Below are 14,813 nucleotides of genomic sequence, written 5' to 3' on the forward strand. Positions count from 1 at the left end.
TCTAAGGAACAAGAACCTGCCAGCAAAGGTTACTATTCAAGCGATAGCGGGAGTTTCACGCGAAACGCTGAAAGACAGCGTTAACAAGCAACTCTGTGCACCTTGAACGACATTTCAGGCGGGATAAGGTTGAAATTCAGCGTTACTGCGGCGGCTGAGGCTACTTCGGGAACTTTAACGTTGAAAAACAACGTTAAGATGCAAAACTGAGCGCCTTGAACGACATTTCAGGCGGGATAAGGCTGAATTTCAGCGTTACAGCGGCGGCTGAGGCGGCTTCGGGAACTTTAACGTTGAAAAACAACGTTAAAAGGCAGAACTGAGCACCTCGAACGACATTTCTAGCGAGATAAGGTTGAAATTCAGCAGTACAGCGGCGGCTGAGGCTACTTCGGGAACTTTAACGTTGAAAAACAACGTTAAAAAACAGAACTGAGCACCTTGAACGACATTTCAGGCGGGATAAGGTTGACATTCAGCGTTACAGCGGCGGCTGAGGCGGCTTCGGGAACTTTAACGTTGAAAAACAACGTTAAAAAGCAGAACTGGGCACCTTGAACGACATTTCAGGCGGGATAAGGTTGATTTACAGCGTTACAGCGGCGGCTGAGGCTGCTTCGGGAACTTTAACGTTGAAAATGCATTTAGACTTAACAGTGGACACAGCGAATTGGGAAATTAGATAATAGACCTATCTAAATGACGAGGTGTCCGAGATGAGTGAATTCCGCCAACGGTACAATCAAAAGTTCAAAGAAGAAACGGTTAAGTACATTCAACAACATAGTAAATCGATTCCGGATATTGCAAACGAACTGAACATTCCAGCGAAAACATTGAGCAGTTGGGTCAGTAAATATCGCCAATTTCCAGATGAGCCCTTCGTAGGAAGTGGCAATCTACGTAGCCATGACCAGATCATGAAAGACTTGGAACAACGCAACAAAGACCTAGAGGAAGAACTAGCTATCTTAAAAAAGGCGCTGCACATCTTCAGCAAAGACCCGAAGTGAGATTCAAGTTCATTGATGACCACCGTTCAACATTTCGAGTTGAGAAGATGTGCAGCGTACTAGGTGTATCCAAGAGCGGCTATTATAAATGGCGAACCACACCCCCAAGTGAGCGGAAAAAGTACCGCGAAGCGTTGGCTAAAGAGGTGGAAAAGGAGTACTTGGAATCGGATCGGAATTACGGGAGTCCGAAAATTACAAAGGAACTGAGAAAGAAAGGTTTCAAAGTCGCTGTCAAAACGGTTGGGCGTATCATGAAAAAGAAGGGTTTACGCTCACAAGCTATAGGGAAATTCAAGGTGCAAACAACGGATTCCAATCACAGCCACCCGATTGCGCCAAATTGGTTAAATCAGCATTTTGATGTGTGTACAAGACCGAATCAAGTATGGGTTACCGACATCACGTACATCCATACACGTCAAGGAAACCTTTATTTAGCAAGCGTTCTTGACTTGTTTACCCGCAAAATCGTTGGCTGGCAGCTGGGCAATCGCATGACCGTGGAACTGACGCTAGACGCCTTAAATCAAGCATACGAAGCCAAAAGGCCGCCTAAAGGCCTTATCCATCATTCAGACCGGGGATCGCAGTATGCATCTAATGAGTACCGTAAACAACTGAAAGAATACCATATGATTCGTAGTATGAGCCGTAAAGGCAATTGCTACGATAACGCTTGTATAGAGGCTTTTCACAGCATTCTCAAGCGGGAATTGGTGTACAGATATAAATTTCAAAGCCGCCAAGAAGCACACCAACGAATCTACTGGTACATTGAGTTTTTCTACAACAGGAAACGTACGCACAGCAAGCTTGGCTATTTGTCTCCAGACAAGTTTGAATCCCAGTACTACAAGCAAATAAAACTGATTTCTTAGCTCTTTTTTTTGTGTCCACTCTATTGACTCAGATACAAAAACAACGTTACTGATAGAGTTGAGCACCGCTGAGCTCCTGCATATCAAGTTGTCATTCTAATGAACTAGATTGGCTTTATAGAATTGTGTATAGGCGGAATGGTGAATTGAGGTTGTTGAGTGAATTGAGGTTGTTAAGTGAATTAAGGTTATTGAATTCGTAAAGGGGCTGCCTCAAGGTCAATTTGCCTTCGGATCAGCCCCTTTTATTAGTCGTATTGAAACCCGCGGAGCATCGCGATTGCCGCCATGCCGCCATCCACGTTAATGACCCGTTCGATCCCATTCTCTTGCAAATACTCTGCTACACGGTGGCTGCGCACACCATGCGCACATACCAAGTAAATATCTTGATCTTCGGGAAGCTCGCCCATCCGATGAGGAATTTGCTGCATAGGGATCAGCTTGGCTTCTTCCAGATGATAAAAGTCCCATTCGTGAGGTTCCCTTACATCAATGATAACAATGTCTTTCAACGTTTGTTGATCTAGAATTTCAATAAACTTTTGGGGGTGAATGCTCGATACTTCCATATGCACTTTCCTTCCATAGCTAAAATGTCGATGTAAACAGTACGATAGCGAAAAACAGGCAAAAATACAAGCGAATTTACATTGCATTCTCATCTTTATTGCTTTAAAATAAACGAAAAGCTAAGCGCAATTCCCACAAGAAATCAATATGAATTTCTTGTGAAATTGATTCGACATGTATTGACACGACTTCAATCGCATGGTAATCTAATGAAAATTCTATCACAGTAAAGCGTTGACGGAGCCAAGTAAATAAAGTAGCTTTCAGAGAGCCGATGGCAGGTGAGAATCGGCAGCGAATATTTACGGAGCACTCCAGAGTTATTGCATTGAATTAAAGTAGATGCAATCGGAACGGAACACGTTACAGTTCCAGGTCGCAAGACCAATTGAGGCTACCCGTGCGAATGGGCAGCGAACTAGGGTGGTACCACGAAAGCAATCTCTCGTCCCTTGGATACAGACATCATATGTCTGTACCTGAGGGCTGGGAGTTTTTTTATGTTCATATTCTAAGGAGGAACCGAATTATGTACAAAGTTCTAGTATCCGATCCAATTAGTGACATGGGAATTCAAATGCTTTATGATGCAACCGACGTAGAAGTCGTTAAGCAATCTGGTCTTTCTGAAGATGAACTCATCGCCATCATTGGCGATTATGACGCACTTCTTGTTCGCAGTCAAACGAAGGTAACAGAGAAAATTATGAGTGCCGGCACGAAGCTCAAGGTAATTGGCCGTGCTGGTGTCGGTGTTGACAATATTGATTTGGAAGCTGCTACAAAACGCGGAATTATCGTGATCAACGCTCCTGACGGAAACACGATTGCAACATGCGAGCTTACTTTTGCTATGATGATGTCTACAGCACGTATGATTCCACAAGCCTACAAGAAAACCGTTGGCGGCGAATGGGATCGCAAATTCATCGGGGTTGAGCTTCGCAACAAAACACTCGGTATTCTCGGTATGGGACGTATTGGCAGTGAAGTAGCGAAACGCGCTAAAGTCTTCGGCATGGAAGTCATTGGCTACGATCCGTTCTTAACGGAAGAACGCGCGGAGAAAATTGGCGTCAAATTAGGAACGGTTAATGAAATTGTTGCACAAGCTGATTTCATTACTGTGCATACGCCGCTCACACCGGAAACGCGTCACTTGATCTCCAAGCCTCAATTCGACATCATGAAAAAAGGCATGCGTTTGATCAACTGTGCGCGCGGCGGCATCATTGATGAAATGGCTATGGTAGAAGCGATTGAGCAAGGTATTGTTGCAGGAGCAGCTTTCGACGTATTCGAAGTTGAACCTCCGCAAAAGGATCATCCGTTCTTGAACAATCCTAAAATCATTGTAACGCCTCATCTGGGTGCTTCCACGATCGAAGCGCAAGAAAACGTAGCCATCGATGTTTCCGAGGAAGTTCTTCACATCCTGCGCAATGAACCATTCAAGAATGCAGTAAACTTGCCGCCAGTACCAGCGGATGTATTGAACAAACTTCAGCCTTATTTCGGACTTGGCGAAAAGATCGGTTCCATTCTTGGTCAAATCGCCCAAGGTGCTGTCTATGAGATCGTTGTTAACTATGCTGGCGATTTAATCGATGTCGATACAAATCCATTAACTCGTTACATCGTCAAAGGCGTGTTCGAGAAGCAACTTGAAGGCCTCAATATCGTAAATGCCATGCACCTTGCGAAATCGCGTGATGTGAACATCGTGGTTCAGAAATCAAACACTTCCAACAGTTTCACCAACTTGGTAACTGTAACGGTCAAAACAAAACAAGAAGAGAAAACTCTTGCAGGCACATTGCTAGCTGGCTACGGCGAGCGCATCGTTCGAATTGACCAGTACCCTGTTGATTTCGCAGCTGAAGGCAACTTGCTGTTGATCTCCCATAATGATAAACCTGGTATCATCGGTCGTGTAGGTACCCTGCTCGGAACAAACAACGTGAACATTGCGACTATGCAGGTTGGTCGTAAAGTCATCGGCGGTTCTGCCATCATGGTCTTGACGATTGATAAATCAGCACCTTCGAATGTATTGGATGAGCTGTCAGAACAAGCAGAAATCGTGAATGTTCGTGCTCTTACCGTATAAATTGTAAGCAAACAACACAAAGTGTTTCACGAACAACAAGATTTTGTCTGAATATTCTACAAAATCAAAGGCGTTTGCTGAGAGATCCTCTCAGCAAACGCCTTTTTCATGTCGAATTTCGTGATATTAAGCTATTTTGGGTTCACATGGAAGGAAAATGGTGAAGGTTGTCCCTTGACCTAGTTGGCTTTGCACCTTAACGCTGCCATAATGTGCTTCTATGATGTTTTTGACGATGGCCAGACCAAGTCCTGTTCCGCCCGATGAACCGCGCGTACGGGCCTTATCCGCCTTGTAGAAACGTTCAAAAATAAACGGCAGGTCTTCAGCGGGGATCCCCTGTCCTTCATCAGAGACCTCAATGCGAATCGCCGGCTTATCTTTGAAGACGGCGGACTCCGCTTTGACGGCAATACTGGCCCCTGCGGCTGTATGCCGGAAAGCATTGTCGAGCAGGTTCGTCAACACCTGCTCGAGCCGGTCCTCATCCCCCCTCAGGAGGATGAGCGGTTCATCCGGCAGCGATGCGCTTAGCGCGATGCCTCGCTCTTTGGCCAGCACCGAGAACTTGCGGTGCATGCGCTTGATCAGGGCGTCGACTTCGACCTCCCTGAAGACAAGTTCGAGATGGCCGGCTTCCATCCGCGCCAGGTCGAGCAGGTCGCGGACGAGCCGTCCCATGCGGAGCGATTCGTCATGAATGACCTGCACCAGCTCCTTGCCTTCCTCCGGCGTGGAGGGAATATCGTCCAGCAGCGCTTCGCTGTAGCCCTGCAGCATGGAGATCGGCGTGCGCAGTTCATGGGATACATTCGCCACGAAGTCTTTGCGCAGCTTATCGAGCCGCTCTTCCTCTGTGACATTACGCAGGACGGCAACGGCACCGCGCACTTGATCGCTTGTATAGAGCGGCGTCATGGCGACTGACCAGACGCCATTCTGCACATGCAGTTTCGTTGCCGCTTCCGAAGATTCATCCACGACCGCTTCAAAAAGCGGAATCAACGGAACAGGAATAGGACTCGAATAAGGGTTGCTGAAGCTTGTCAGACCCCAATCACCGAGCGCGGTATCCGGCTTGCGGAAGCGCCGCGTTTCCTCATCGTCCTCAGACCATTCAATTTCACTCCACTCTTGCACAATCTTCTCACCTTGCGGGTTGGTGAGCATCACGAATCCATTGGCATCCAGGGTAATAACCGCATCCGTCATACTGCGCAGAATACTGGATAAATGCTCCTTCTCCTGGCTAAGGGCGCGAATACTTTCCTGCATTTTCTGCCCCATATGGTTGAATGTCTTGGCAAGCTCTCCAATCTCATCTTTGGATTGAATCGGGACGCGAGTTCCATATTCCCCCATCGTGATCAAATCCGCTGCTTTTTTCAAGCGCTGGAGCGGCCTTGTTATCCGTGAGAACAAGAAGAAAGCGAAGAAAGTCGTCATCAGGAAACCTACGATAGAAACATAGATAAACAATTTCAGCATGTATTTTTGCGTAGCTTCTAAGGATTGTAAGGATTGATAAATCATCGTAGCGCCTACAATGTTTCCTTGTAGATTCCTCAGCGGCACAGCCACAACCAGATAATCACTGCCTAGCTTGAATTTTTCTTTGCCAGGCATATTCACAGGTTTGGAAATCGTTTGACCCGCGAAGACAGGCGCAAGTTCTGCCGCTGTGTAGAAGTTCGACGCATGAAAACTTATTAATTCACTGCTTTTGGAAACAGGCAGTTCCATCTCTTTCATATCCGTCGAGATGATGAGCATTCTCGCATCCTGAAAGCCTAACAGCTCATTGCTTAATTGATAGAACTCTTCATTGAACATATGATTGGAAGCTTCCTCTGAGAATTTAAGAGCCAGCTTCTCCAAAATGTGACTCTGATCATTCGCTTGAGAGAAATAGTTTTGCATGTAATTGACAAGAAAAAAGCCTAGTATGAGCAAAACAACCCCAACTAAGCCAATAATCGTTAACCAAAGCTTACCGACGACACTTCTGAATATAAACACGTTATTTAGGCACCTCTAGCTTATAGCCTACTCCCCATACAGTCGTAATCATTGCGGCAGCATCCGGGGATACTTTGTTTAATTTCTCACGAAGCCGCTTTACATGCGTATCGACCGTCCGCAAATCACCGAAGAATTCATAATTCCATACATCTTTCAAAAGCTCCTCACGCGAGAACACTTTATCCGGAGAAACTGCCAGATAGTGAAGCAATTCGTATTCTTTAGGCGTCAAGGCAACTTCTTGCCCTCCCGCTGTTACCCGATGGGCATCATGCTCAATAATCAAATTAGGGAAGACAATATTGTTGCTTGAACTGGCATCTTTGGATAAATAAGCGGTCGCAGAGGATCTGCGCAAAATAGCTTTAACGCGATAGATCACTTCACGAGGCGAAAACGGTTTAACAACATAGTCATCCGCGCCAACTTCAAAGCCGCTTACGCGATTCGTCTCTTCGCCTTTGGCCGTCAGCATAATGACCGGCGTTGACTTCACTTGACGAAGCCGGGCACAAACTTCAATCCCGTCTATACCAGGCAGCATTACATCTAATAAGATTAAGTCAAAATCCAAATCCGTCGCCATGCGCAGCGCGGTCTCACCATCTTCAGCTTCTTCAATAATGTAGCCTTCTTTTTCCAAATACATCCTGAGCAGTCGGCGAATTCTTTCCTCATCATCCACAACGAGTATGCTAGCTTTCATTTCCATGTAGCTTCACATCCTTATCTAATTTTGTTCAACTATGTTATACACCCGCATAGGAGTGAAGACCTGCAATGACAAGATTTACCCCAACCAAAGTAAACATAACCACGATAAAACCAATCACCGTTAACCAAGCCGATTTCTTACCTTGCCAACCTTTGGACAGCCGCAGATGCAGGAAGACGGCATAGAACAGCCAAGTGATCAGTGCCCATACTTCTTTGGGATCCCAGCCCCAGAAACGTCCCCAAGCCTCTTGCGCCCAAATCATAGCAAAGATCAGTGCCCCGAGTGTAAAGATCGGATAGCCAATGGCAATTGCCCTGTAACTGATTTCATCCAAATCCTCGGCATCCATTCCTTTCACAACAGGTCCGATAGCTGCACCCAACGGCTTGCGGGCTACTAACCGAGCAAGTGCATAGAGGATTAATCCACCGAGTACGGACCAAATGACCGTGTTCAGCTTACGTCCAGCACTTGCCCCTTCCATCCAGGACGGCGCTGAGAACAATGGTTCATTCATGCCAAGGAATGGCTTCATCGAAACGACGTCCATGCCGTGAGGTTTCACGATTGGCGGCAGTACGTATGTTTCGTTCTGCGTATTCGTTTGTTGCTGACCTTGTGTATCTGTGACAACCACTTGTTTGGAGAAGACAGCCTTATACCCCGAGCCGTTAAATGTAAAAATAGAGGCAATAAAGGCAATGAGCATCAAGATGAAAAAGAGCGTCAGCTCCACACCTCTTTGTTCGCGCTTATCGGCTTTCGTCGTTCCTTTGTAATCGACGGCTCGCAAGAGATACATTAATCCACCGGCAAAACCAACACCGAAGAACGCTTCCCCTGCTGCTGCGGTCGTAACGTGAATTTTCAACCAATAGCTTTGCAACGCCGGAATTAATGGCTGAACTTCACTTGGAAATACCGAAGCATAAGCAATAATGATAAAGCCAATCGGCAATGCGAACACGCCGAGCACCGGGGTGCGATAAATCAGATAAACAATCAAGAAAGCAAACATAATCATCATGCCCAAGAAAGTCATGAACTCGTACATATTAGAAGTTGGAATATGACTGCCTTCCACCCATCTTGTAAAAAAGAATGTCACGTGACAGGCAAAGCCTGCAACGGAGGTTAGAAAAGCTACAAACCCCCATCTTTTCGTATGTTGTTCCGGATCGCGATTACTCCATTTCCTGCCTGTAATGGAAAGAACGAAAAGCAAAAATGCGGCCAGGTAAACGAAAAAAGCGATAAGTAAAAAGGTGCTGCTGACTGAATTTACATTCACCCTTGGTTCCCTCCTGTATCTAATGATTTTGGTGTTACGTCCACATTGTTCTGCTTAAGCGCGGCTGCAACTTCATTGCGCAAACCAAACCAGTTTTTATTCGTATGTCCGCCTAAAGTTAACTTCCCTTGATCTATTCGAATCCATATCCGTCTGTGCTGCCAGTAAAAGCCCATAATAACGCCGATCATAAAGATCGCTGAGCCAACCCAAATATACGGCATCGCTTTATCTACGCGAATATTCAAGTAAGTCGTGTAATTCGCGAATTGCACGCCTTCCATGCTGCCTACCGCAAGCTTCAACTTCTGGCTGATAGCCCCATTAATCGTGTCTTGAGAGAAAGACTCCTTATCCACTTGCCGCGGGAAATACATATAGGGTTCACCGTTGGCCGAAAGTCCAGGACCTGTGATGTTAAAAATAAATGCAGGCGCTTTCGGTTCATTCGATAAACTGATTGGCTGACCCTTTTCTAATCCGAATTCCGGAAAATAGCCTTTTAACTTCAACGTATATGGCCCTGCCTGATATTCTTCCTTAGGGTTGTTCATAGGCAGATCAAAACTTCCGTAAGATTCACCAGTCGCCGGATTGCTTAACGTAGGTTTTACAGAAATGAGCAGCGGCGTCGATTTGTAGTCAAATTGATACGCTTGCAGTCCCTTGTAGTCCAGAGGATGATTCACAAGAATGTTCGATTTATGTACTTCTTCAAGTACGGGCTCTTTGTCCGACTCATCGCAATTCGCTGAGCAATGATACAGCACCGCCTGTGTTTCATACGTTTTTGGAACAATCTGTCCTTTGGCCTTGATGCTTTCAGGCAGATCTTTGTCATCATAGAGTTCCAAGGTGAATTTCTCATTTTTGATAAAATAAGACGTATGTGGAATCTGTTTCGTTTCGCCTTCCAGAATGCCCATGTATTGATCCATATGCCAGCCCGGGATGCTTCTCATAAGCACGCCAATCAGGAAAATGATGAGGCCAATATGGTTAATATAGGGTCCCCAACGGCTAAAACGATATTTCTCTGCCAGCAGAGCCGTTCCGTCTTTGCCTTTATGTATGCGATAGCTCTTTTTGCGTAAAATCGTGCCCAGCTTGCTTGTCCAAGCTTCCTCATCCGTTCCGGCAGGCAGTTCTGTCGTAAGCGTGACTTTTTGCCGTGTCAAGAAATTCAGATGCTTGCGGATTTGCTGCTTGGATAATGCTTTGTATAGCGGAAGCACACGGTCCAAGCTGCAAATAACAAGCGATGTCCCGATCATGAACAGCAAGGTAATGAACCACCAAGAGTTAAACGTATGAGAAAAGCCAAGCACGTGATAGATGGTACCTAAAGTACCGTAATTTTCTGAGTAATATTGGGCTGGATCCATATCCAGAAACGTGTTTTCTTGCGGAAAGATGGTACCTACCGCTGAAGCGACAACCGTGAAGAAAATGATCCATACCGCTATTTTAACCGAGGAAAAGAAATTCCAGACTTTATCCAATATCGAAGGATTCGATTTCTGCGAGCGGCGAGCCATGCCATCATACCGCATTTCCAGTATATCTCTGCCATCTATATCAATCAGCGGATTTCCGCATGATTCACAGAGTGTAGTTCCTGTAGGATTCTGATGCCCACAATCGCATTTGGTGTTGTAAAACAACATGTTGACCTCCTGAAAACTTCAAACATTTATTGATTTTGCGACTTGTTAACCAACTGTCCCAGCGTTTCGTCGATGAAAGATTCTGTCATCTGACCAATTTTCTTGACGACAATCTTCCCGTCTGCGCCTATAAAGAAAGTTGTCGGATAATCCATGACACCATACTGCTTGCGCACCACTTCCTTGGCATCCAGCAATACAGGCAGACTCAATTTGTATTGATCCATAAAGCCTTGAACCGTCACTTTATTTTTGTCGACATTCACCTCTAGGAAGACAACGCCTTGTTTGCTCCATTTGTCATACTGCCTCTGAAGGGCAGGCATTTCCTCTTTACAAGGCGGACAAAAAGTGCCCCAGAAATTAATCAGCACCGGTTTCCCTTTGTAATCCGATAATTGATGTGTTTCTCCTTCTAGCCCGACCAATGAAAAGTTTGTCGCTTTATCGCCCTGTTGCGGATACTTCTTGCTGTCCGAGGCGGACAAATTCGTAATAATGGTAAATACGCCAATAATAAGCACGATTGCAAATATCGCAATCTGTACCCATTTCTTTCTTGCACCCACAATTTATCACCTTCACTTTTTCGACAATAGTAGTCGTTTATCACACAGTATTACCTTTATTATAACGAAAAGAAGGCCAATTCTTATTGGCCTTTTTGAACGTTATGTGTCGTGAGAGCCTCGTTCCTAAGCTCTTCAACCTCTTTGGGCGTCAAGTGGCGGTACTTCGCTCTCGGCAGACCTGTTAAGAAGATTGGACCAAATTTGATACGTTTTAATTTAATAACCGGAAAAGAAATCGCTTCGAACATCCGTCTGACTTGTCGATTCCTGCCCTCATAGATCGTAATGGTGATGATGGATTCATTTTTCTCCATATTCACATCCGCATATTCGACTTCAGCAGGCGCCGTCATTCCGTCTTCTAACTGTATGCCCGTTTTTAGCTTATCTAATAACGTGCCGTGCGGAACACCTTTTACAGTTGCTTGATAAGTCTTAGGCACGTGGTGCTTGGGATGCGTAAGCAAATGGGCAAATTCACCGTCATTCGTTAATATCAGTAAGCCTTCCGTATCATAATCCAATCGTCCGACCGGATAAACGCGTTCTCTGATCCCAGGCAGATAGTCCGTAACAACTTTACGTCCTTCCGGGTCCGTCGCACTTGTAATAACACCCTTCGGCTTATTCAAGATGACGTAGATTTTCTTCTGTTGTCCGATAGCTCGTCCATCTACTCTGATTTCGTCTTCGGCCGAGTTCACTTTCACGCCAAGCGTTGTAACGACTTCGCCGTTCACCTGAACCCGTCCCGCTGTAATAATTTCTTCACATTTCCGTCGGGAAGCAATTCCCGCTTCAGCCAATACTTTTTGCAGTCTTTCCATGATCCGCTTTCACCTCAAGCTAATGATAACGGAGTTGCCTGCAAATCTCAAGAGCGAAGGTGCTTGATGTCCTAAACAAAGACAAGATAACAGATCACGATGGAGGCAATGAAACCTACTAAATCAGAAATCAGCCCCACCTTTAATGCATAGCTGGCTTTACGGATTCCGATAGCGCCGAAATAAACCGTAATGACATACAGCGTAGTGTCTGTGCTCCCTTGCACCGTTGAAGCAATTCGTCCGATCATGGAATCCGGGCCAAACTGCTCGATAAGATCCGTTGTAAAAGCCAGCGAACCCGCTCCGGTTATGGGCCGAAGGATAGCTAACGGCAATACTTCTGTAGGCACCCCTATCTTGTCAAAGATGGGATGCATCCAGCCGAGCAAGAGATCCATAGCTCCTGAAGCTCGAAAAACGGAGATAGCTACCATCATGCCGACGAGATGTGGAATGATTTTGATTGCCGTATCGAAGCCTTCTTTGGCGCCATCTACGAAAGATTCATAAACAGGAATTTTTTTATAGGCAGCATATAGCGGAATGAAGACAATCATGATCGGAATAGCCCATGCTGAGATGAGCGAGACGAGGGCATACATGGGAAATCATCCTTTCAATGGCGGGATGGGCGAGCGCGATCTACGGTACCAACGATCCACGACAATGGCTGCTGCCGTTGAAATGATTGTAGCAATCAGCGTTGTACCAACGATTTCCGCCGGATTCACAGAATTGTAATTCATACGAATCGCAATTAGTGTTGTTGGAATAAGCGTAACACTTGACGTATTCAAAGCCAGCAACGTACACATTGCAGTACTCGCTGTATCTTTATCTGGATTTAGCTTCTGCAATTCCTGCATCGCTTTAATCCCCATCGGCGTTGCGGCGTTGCCAAGTCCCAGAATGTTGGCGCTCATGTTTGACATGATGTATCCGAGTGCAGGATGATTCTTGGGAACGCTGGGAAATAAGAAGCGGATTGCCGGCTGCAGCAGTCTCGCGAGCTTGCTTAAAATCCCAGCATCTTCCGCAATCCGCATCATGCCCATCCAAAAAACAAGCACGCTAATAAGACCAAAACACACCGTCACTCCGCTCTTCGCCCCTTCAAACGCCGCTTGCGTCACGGCTTCCACATTGCCATTCAGCGCTGCAACGACGAAGCCGCCAACGATAAACAACAACCAAATCCAATTCACCATAGATTTGCCCTCCTAATCGGCCCACTCGGATTCAGATATCATAAATAGCTCACGGACTAGCATTCTCAGCACATACCCATAGTGCGAGAGCAATGTTGCTTGATATGGCTCACTTTTTTGAAATGAGAAGGTAGATTGACTTTCAGCTTGCAGGAGCGGACTCGTCTTGTCATAAATTGGAATCGTTTGAATCAGATTATTTTTAAGAAAGTACTGGATGGTTCCACGTTCGCCTAATCGATAGGAAGTCGTTGCCGGGTCAGCCAATGTTACCTTGCGCGTCAACAACTGGGCTTCTCCTTCAGCTAACGGATAGGAGAAGGTTCTTCCCACAACGCCTGTTGAACCTTCAACAGCGTCTCCTTTGTTCACAAGAGTTAACAGCGGGAAATACGCAAAGCCATATTGGAGCAATCGCCCATGATCGCTCCAATCATCCGGATCATTCAGCGTAACGACAGCAAGTTGATGCCCGTTGCGTGATGCAGAAGAAACCAGGCAGCGCTTGGCAAGCTTCGTATAGCCTGTTTTCACACCATCAGCGCCCTCAAACAGGCTCAACATTTTATTTTTATTTAGCCAGGAGTAATCCCAAGCTTCATTCGGGTTCGGCACTTTTTTTAGCTTCGTGGAAACAATATCTTGAAAGACGTTGTTTTTCAAAGCGTACGCGGTTAGCTTCGCCATATCATTGGGACTTGAGCGATGACCTTCCCCTTCATCCAAGCCAGAAGGATTCGTGAAATGCGAATGGTCCATCCCGAGCATTTTTGCCTTCTCATTCATGAGATAAACGAAGCCGTCCACACTGCCTCCGATATGTTCTGCGATTGCTGTCGCCGCATCGTTCCCTGACCTAAGCATTAAGCCGTACAGCATATCATGGAGGCGCATTTCCTCACCAAGCTTCAAATAGATGGACGAGCCTTCCTTGCCAAAAGCTGTTTTGGTTACCTTTACTTTATCGTTCAAATTCCCTTGTTCAATAGCAATAATAGCGGTCATTATTTTTGTTAAACTAGCAATGCGCATAGGCGTGTCCCCTTTTTGGCTATAGAGAATACGGCCTGACTCGACATCAATTAGGGAAGCGCCAACCGCATTCGTGTGAATGCCTGGCGGTGCTGCATCCACTTGTGCCAGCGGTGCAAGCAGTAAACTAAGCAGCATACTGCACATTAGGATGAAACGGACTTTTATCTTCATTGTTATCCCCCTACCCGAAAGAACTTGTACCCTGCTTATGCAAAACTTTGTACAAGTATATGCTGGCGGATTGGGGATATGTCCAAAATAGACGAATCGCCGCTCATTCCATACTCACAACAAAAAAGCTGTCCACAAAGGACAGCTTCAACATAGGCCGATCACTACACGATGAAATTTTGATTTTCGATATTTGTTACATTGTTAGCTCCATTTGCGCCAAGCGTGCTGGCAGCAGGCTTCGCAGTCAACCCTTTTATCATGCTCTGGATTCTGTCCACCACCTGCGGTGCAGAGTCGATCAGACGCTCGAGGATGTGCGTTTGATTGTCAAGCGGCACAACTTTGACCCCATTTTTGCCGACTACAAGAAAAGCAATAGGTGTAATGGATACCCCGCCGCCGCTACCGCCACCAAATGGCAGGGAGACCTTGGCATTCAGCGCATCGCTTTTGCTGATTGAACCTCCCTCGATCTCTATTTCGGAATCGGTTACGAACTCGCTGCCCCCTGCCGCAAAACCAAATCCTACCTTCGAAATCGGCATGATGACACTGCCATCCGGTGTTTCTACCGGGTCTCCAACAATCGTGTTCACGTCAACCATTTCTTTGATATTTTCCATGGCGACTTTCATGAGGCCTTGAATCGGATGTTCGGACATGTTTGTATTCCTCCTTAGCGATTTTAGCCAGACAAGCTGGCATCGGAAACGCAAGCG

General features: G+C 46.0%; 12 protein-coding genes, 1 pseudogene and 1 other annotated feature. Of the genes and pseudogenes, 2 read left to right on the plus strand and 11 right to left on the minus strand.

Annotated features, from left to right (window positions below; translation table 11 throughout):
- Nucleotides 1-716: 716 nt before the first annotated feature.
- Nucleotides 717-1,894 (plus strand): annotated as a pseudogene (locus LOZ80_RS17520) (IS3 family transposase).
- Between the two features lie 248 nt (nt 1,895-2,142).
- On the opposite strand, the gene LOZ80_RS17525 reads toward LOZ80_RS17520, so the two are convergent.
- Nucleotides 2,143-2,466: a rhodanese-like domain-containing protein gene (locus tag LOZ80_RS17525; RefSeq protein WP_238172552.1), complete on the minus strand. Its 324-nt coding sequence runs from the start codon at nt 2,464-2,466 to the stop codon at nt 2,143-2,145.
- A 226-nt stretch (nt 2,467-2,692) separates the two neighbouring features.
- Nucleotides 2,693-2,923, plus strand: a binding site (T-box leader).
- Nucleotides 2,924-2,996: 73 nt separating this feature from the next.
- On the opposite strand from LOZ80_RS17525, the gene serA reads away from it, so the two are divergent.
- Nucleotides 2,997-4,577, plus strand: a complete 1,581-nt coding sequence (gene serA / locus LOZ80_RS17530; protein ID WP_238172553.1) for a phosphoglycerate dehydrogenase — start codon at nt 2,997-2,999, stop codon at nt 4,575-4,577.
- 126 nt (nt 4,578-4,703) lie between these two features.
- Here serA and LOZ80_RS17535 read toward each other — a convergent pair whose 3' ends face one another.
- From LOZ80_RS17535 to ytfJ, 10 genes are all read right to left on the minus strand, one after another.
- Nucleotides 4,704-6,596: a HAMP domain-containing sensor histidine kinase gene (locus LOZ80_RS17535; RefSeq protein ID WP_238172554.1), complete on the minus strand. Its 1,893-nt coding sequence runs from the start codon at nt 6,594-6,596 to the stop codon at nt 4,704-4,706.
- A 1-nt stretch (nt 6,597) separates the two neighbouring features.
- Nucleotides 6,598-7,311 (minus strand): response regulator, encoded by a 714-nt coding sequence (locus LOZ80_RS17540; protein ID WP_189014224.1) that lies wholly within the window; start codon nt 7,309-7,311, stop codon nt 6,598-6,600.
- A gap of 37 nt (nt 7,312-7,348) precedes the next feature.
- Complete coding sequence (ccsA, locus tag LOZ80_RS17545) at nt 7,349-8,608, minus strand: cytochrome c biogenesis protein CcsA (protein ID WP_238172555.1); 1,260 nt, start codon at nt 8,606-8,608, stop codon at nt 7,349-7,351.
- The gene (gene resB / locus LOZ80_RS17550; protein WP_238173018.1) at nt 8,605-10,272 is read right to left on the minus strand and encodes a cytochrome c biogenesis protein ResB; all 1,668 of its coding nucleotides are present in this window, start codon (nt 10,270-10,272) and stop codon (nt 8,605-8,607) included. The genes ccsA and resB overlap by 4 nt, the downstream gene beginning before the upstream one ends.
- Nucleotides 10,273-10,301: 29 nt before the next feature.
- Nucleotides 10,302-10,844, minus strand: a complete 543-nt coding sequence (locus LOZ80_RS17555; protein WP_238172556.1) for a redoxin domain-containing protein — start codon at nt 10,842-10,844, stop codon at nt 10,302-10,304.
- Nucleotides 10,845-10,927: 83 nt separating this feature from the next.
- A complete protein-coding gene (locus tag LOZ80_RS17560) occupies nt 10,928-11,674 on the minus strand; it encodes a pseudouridine synthase (RefSeq protein ID WP_238172557.1) in 747 nt (248 codons plus the stop codon).
- Between the two features lie 71 nt (nt 11,675-11,745).
- Nucleotides 11,746-12,279: a spore maturation protein gene (locus tag LOZ80_RS17565; protein WP_189014211.1), complete on the minus strand. Its 534-nt coding sequence runs from the start codon at nt 12,277-12,279 to the stop codon at nt 11,746-11,748.
- 6 nt (nt 12,280-12,285) lie between these two features.
- Nucleotides 12,286-12,885: a nucleoside recognition domain-containing protein gene (locus LOZ80_RS17570; RefSeq protein ID WP_189014209.1), complete on the minus strand. Its 600-nt coding sequence runs from the start codon at nt 12,883-12,885 to the stop codon at nt 12,286-12,288.
- Between the two features lie 12 nt (nt 12,886-12,897).
- Nucleotides 12,898-14,091 carry a D-alanyl-D-alanine carboxypeptidase family protein gene (locus LOZ80_RS17575; protein ID WP_443147037.1) on the minus strand — a complete coding sequence of 398 codons (1,194 nt, stop codon included), beginning with the start codon at nt 14,089-14,091 and terminating at the stop codon, nt 12,898-12,900.
- A 164-nt stretch (nt 14,092-14,255) separates the two neighbouring features.
- Complete coding sequence (gene ytfJ / locus LOZ80_RS17580; protein WP_189014202.1) at nt 14,256-14,756, minus strand: GerW family sporulation protein; 501 nt, start codon at nt 14,754-14,756, stop codon at nt 14,256-14,258.
- Nucleotides 14,757-14,813 lie beyond the last annotated feature (57 nt).

This window comes from Paenibacillus sp. HWE-109, assembly GCF_022163125.1.
Taxonomy (GTDB): Bacteria; Bacillota; Bacilli; order Paenibacillales; family NBRC-103111; genus Paenibacillus_E.

Excerpts from the sequence above, each read along its gene's own strand:
- serA (WP_238172553.1), top strand. The coding sequence starts at position 2,997 with ATGTACAAAGTTCTAGTATCCGATCCAATTAGTGACATGGGAATTCAA.
- LOZ80_RS17560 (WP_238172557.1), bottom strand. The coding sequence starts at position 11,674 with ATGGAAAGACTGCAAAAAGTATTGGCTGAAGCGGGAATTGCTTCCCGA.
- LOZ80_RS17565 (WP_189014211.1), bottom strand. The coding sequence starts at position 12,279 with ATGTATGCCCTCGTCTCGCTCATCTCAGCATGGGCTATTCCGATCATG.
- LOZ80_RS17575 (WP_443147037.1), bottom strand. The coding sequence starts at position 14,091 with ATGAAGATAAAAGTCCGTTTCATCCTAATGTGCAGTATGCTGCTTAGT.
- LOZ80_RS17570 (WP_189014209.1), bottom strand. The coding sequence starts at position 12,885 with ATGGTGAATTGGATTTGGTTGTTGTTTATCGTTGGCGGCTTCGTCGTT.
- LOZ80_RS17525 (WP_238172552.1), bottom strand. The coding sequence starts at position 2,466 with ATGGAAGTATCGAGCATTCACCCCCAAAAGTTTATTGAAATTCTAGAT.
- LOZ80_RS17540 (WP_189014224.1), bottom strand. The coding sequence starts at position 7,311 with ATGGAAATGAAAGCTAGCATACTCGTTGTGGATGATGAGGAAAGAATT.
- ytfJ (WP_189014202.1), bottom strand. The coding sequence starts at position 14,756 with ATGTCCGAACATCCGATTCAAGGCCTCATGAAAGTCGCCATGGAAAAT.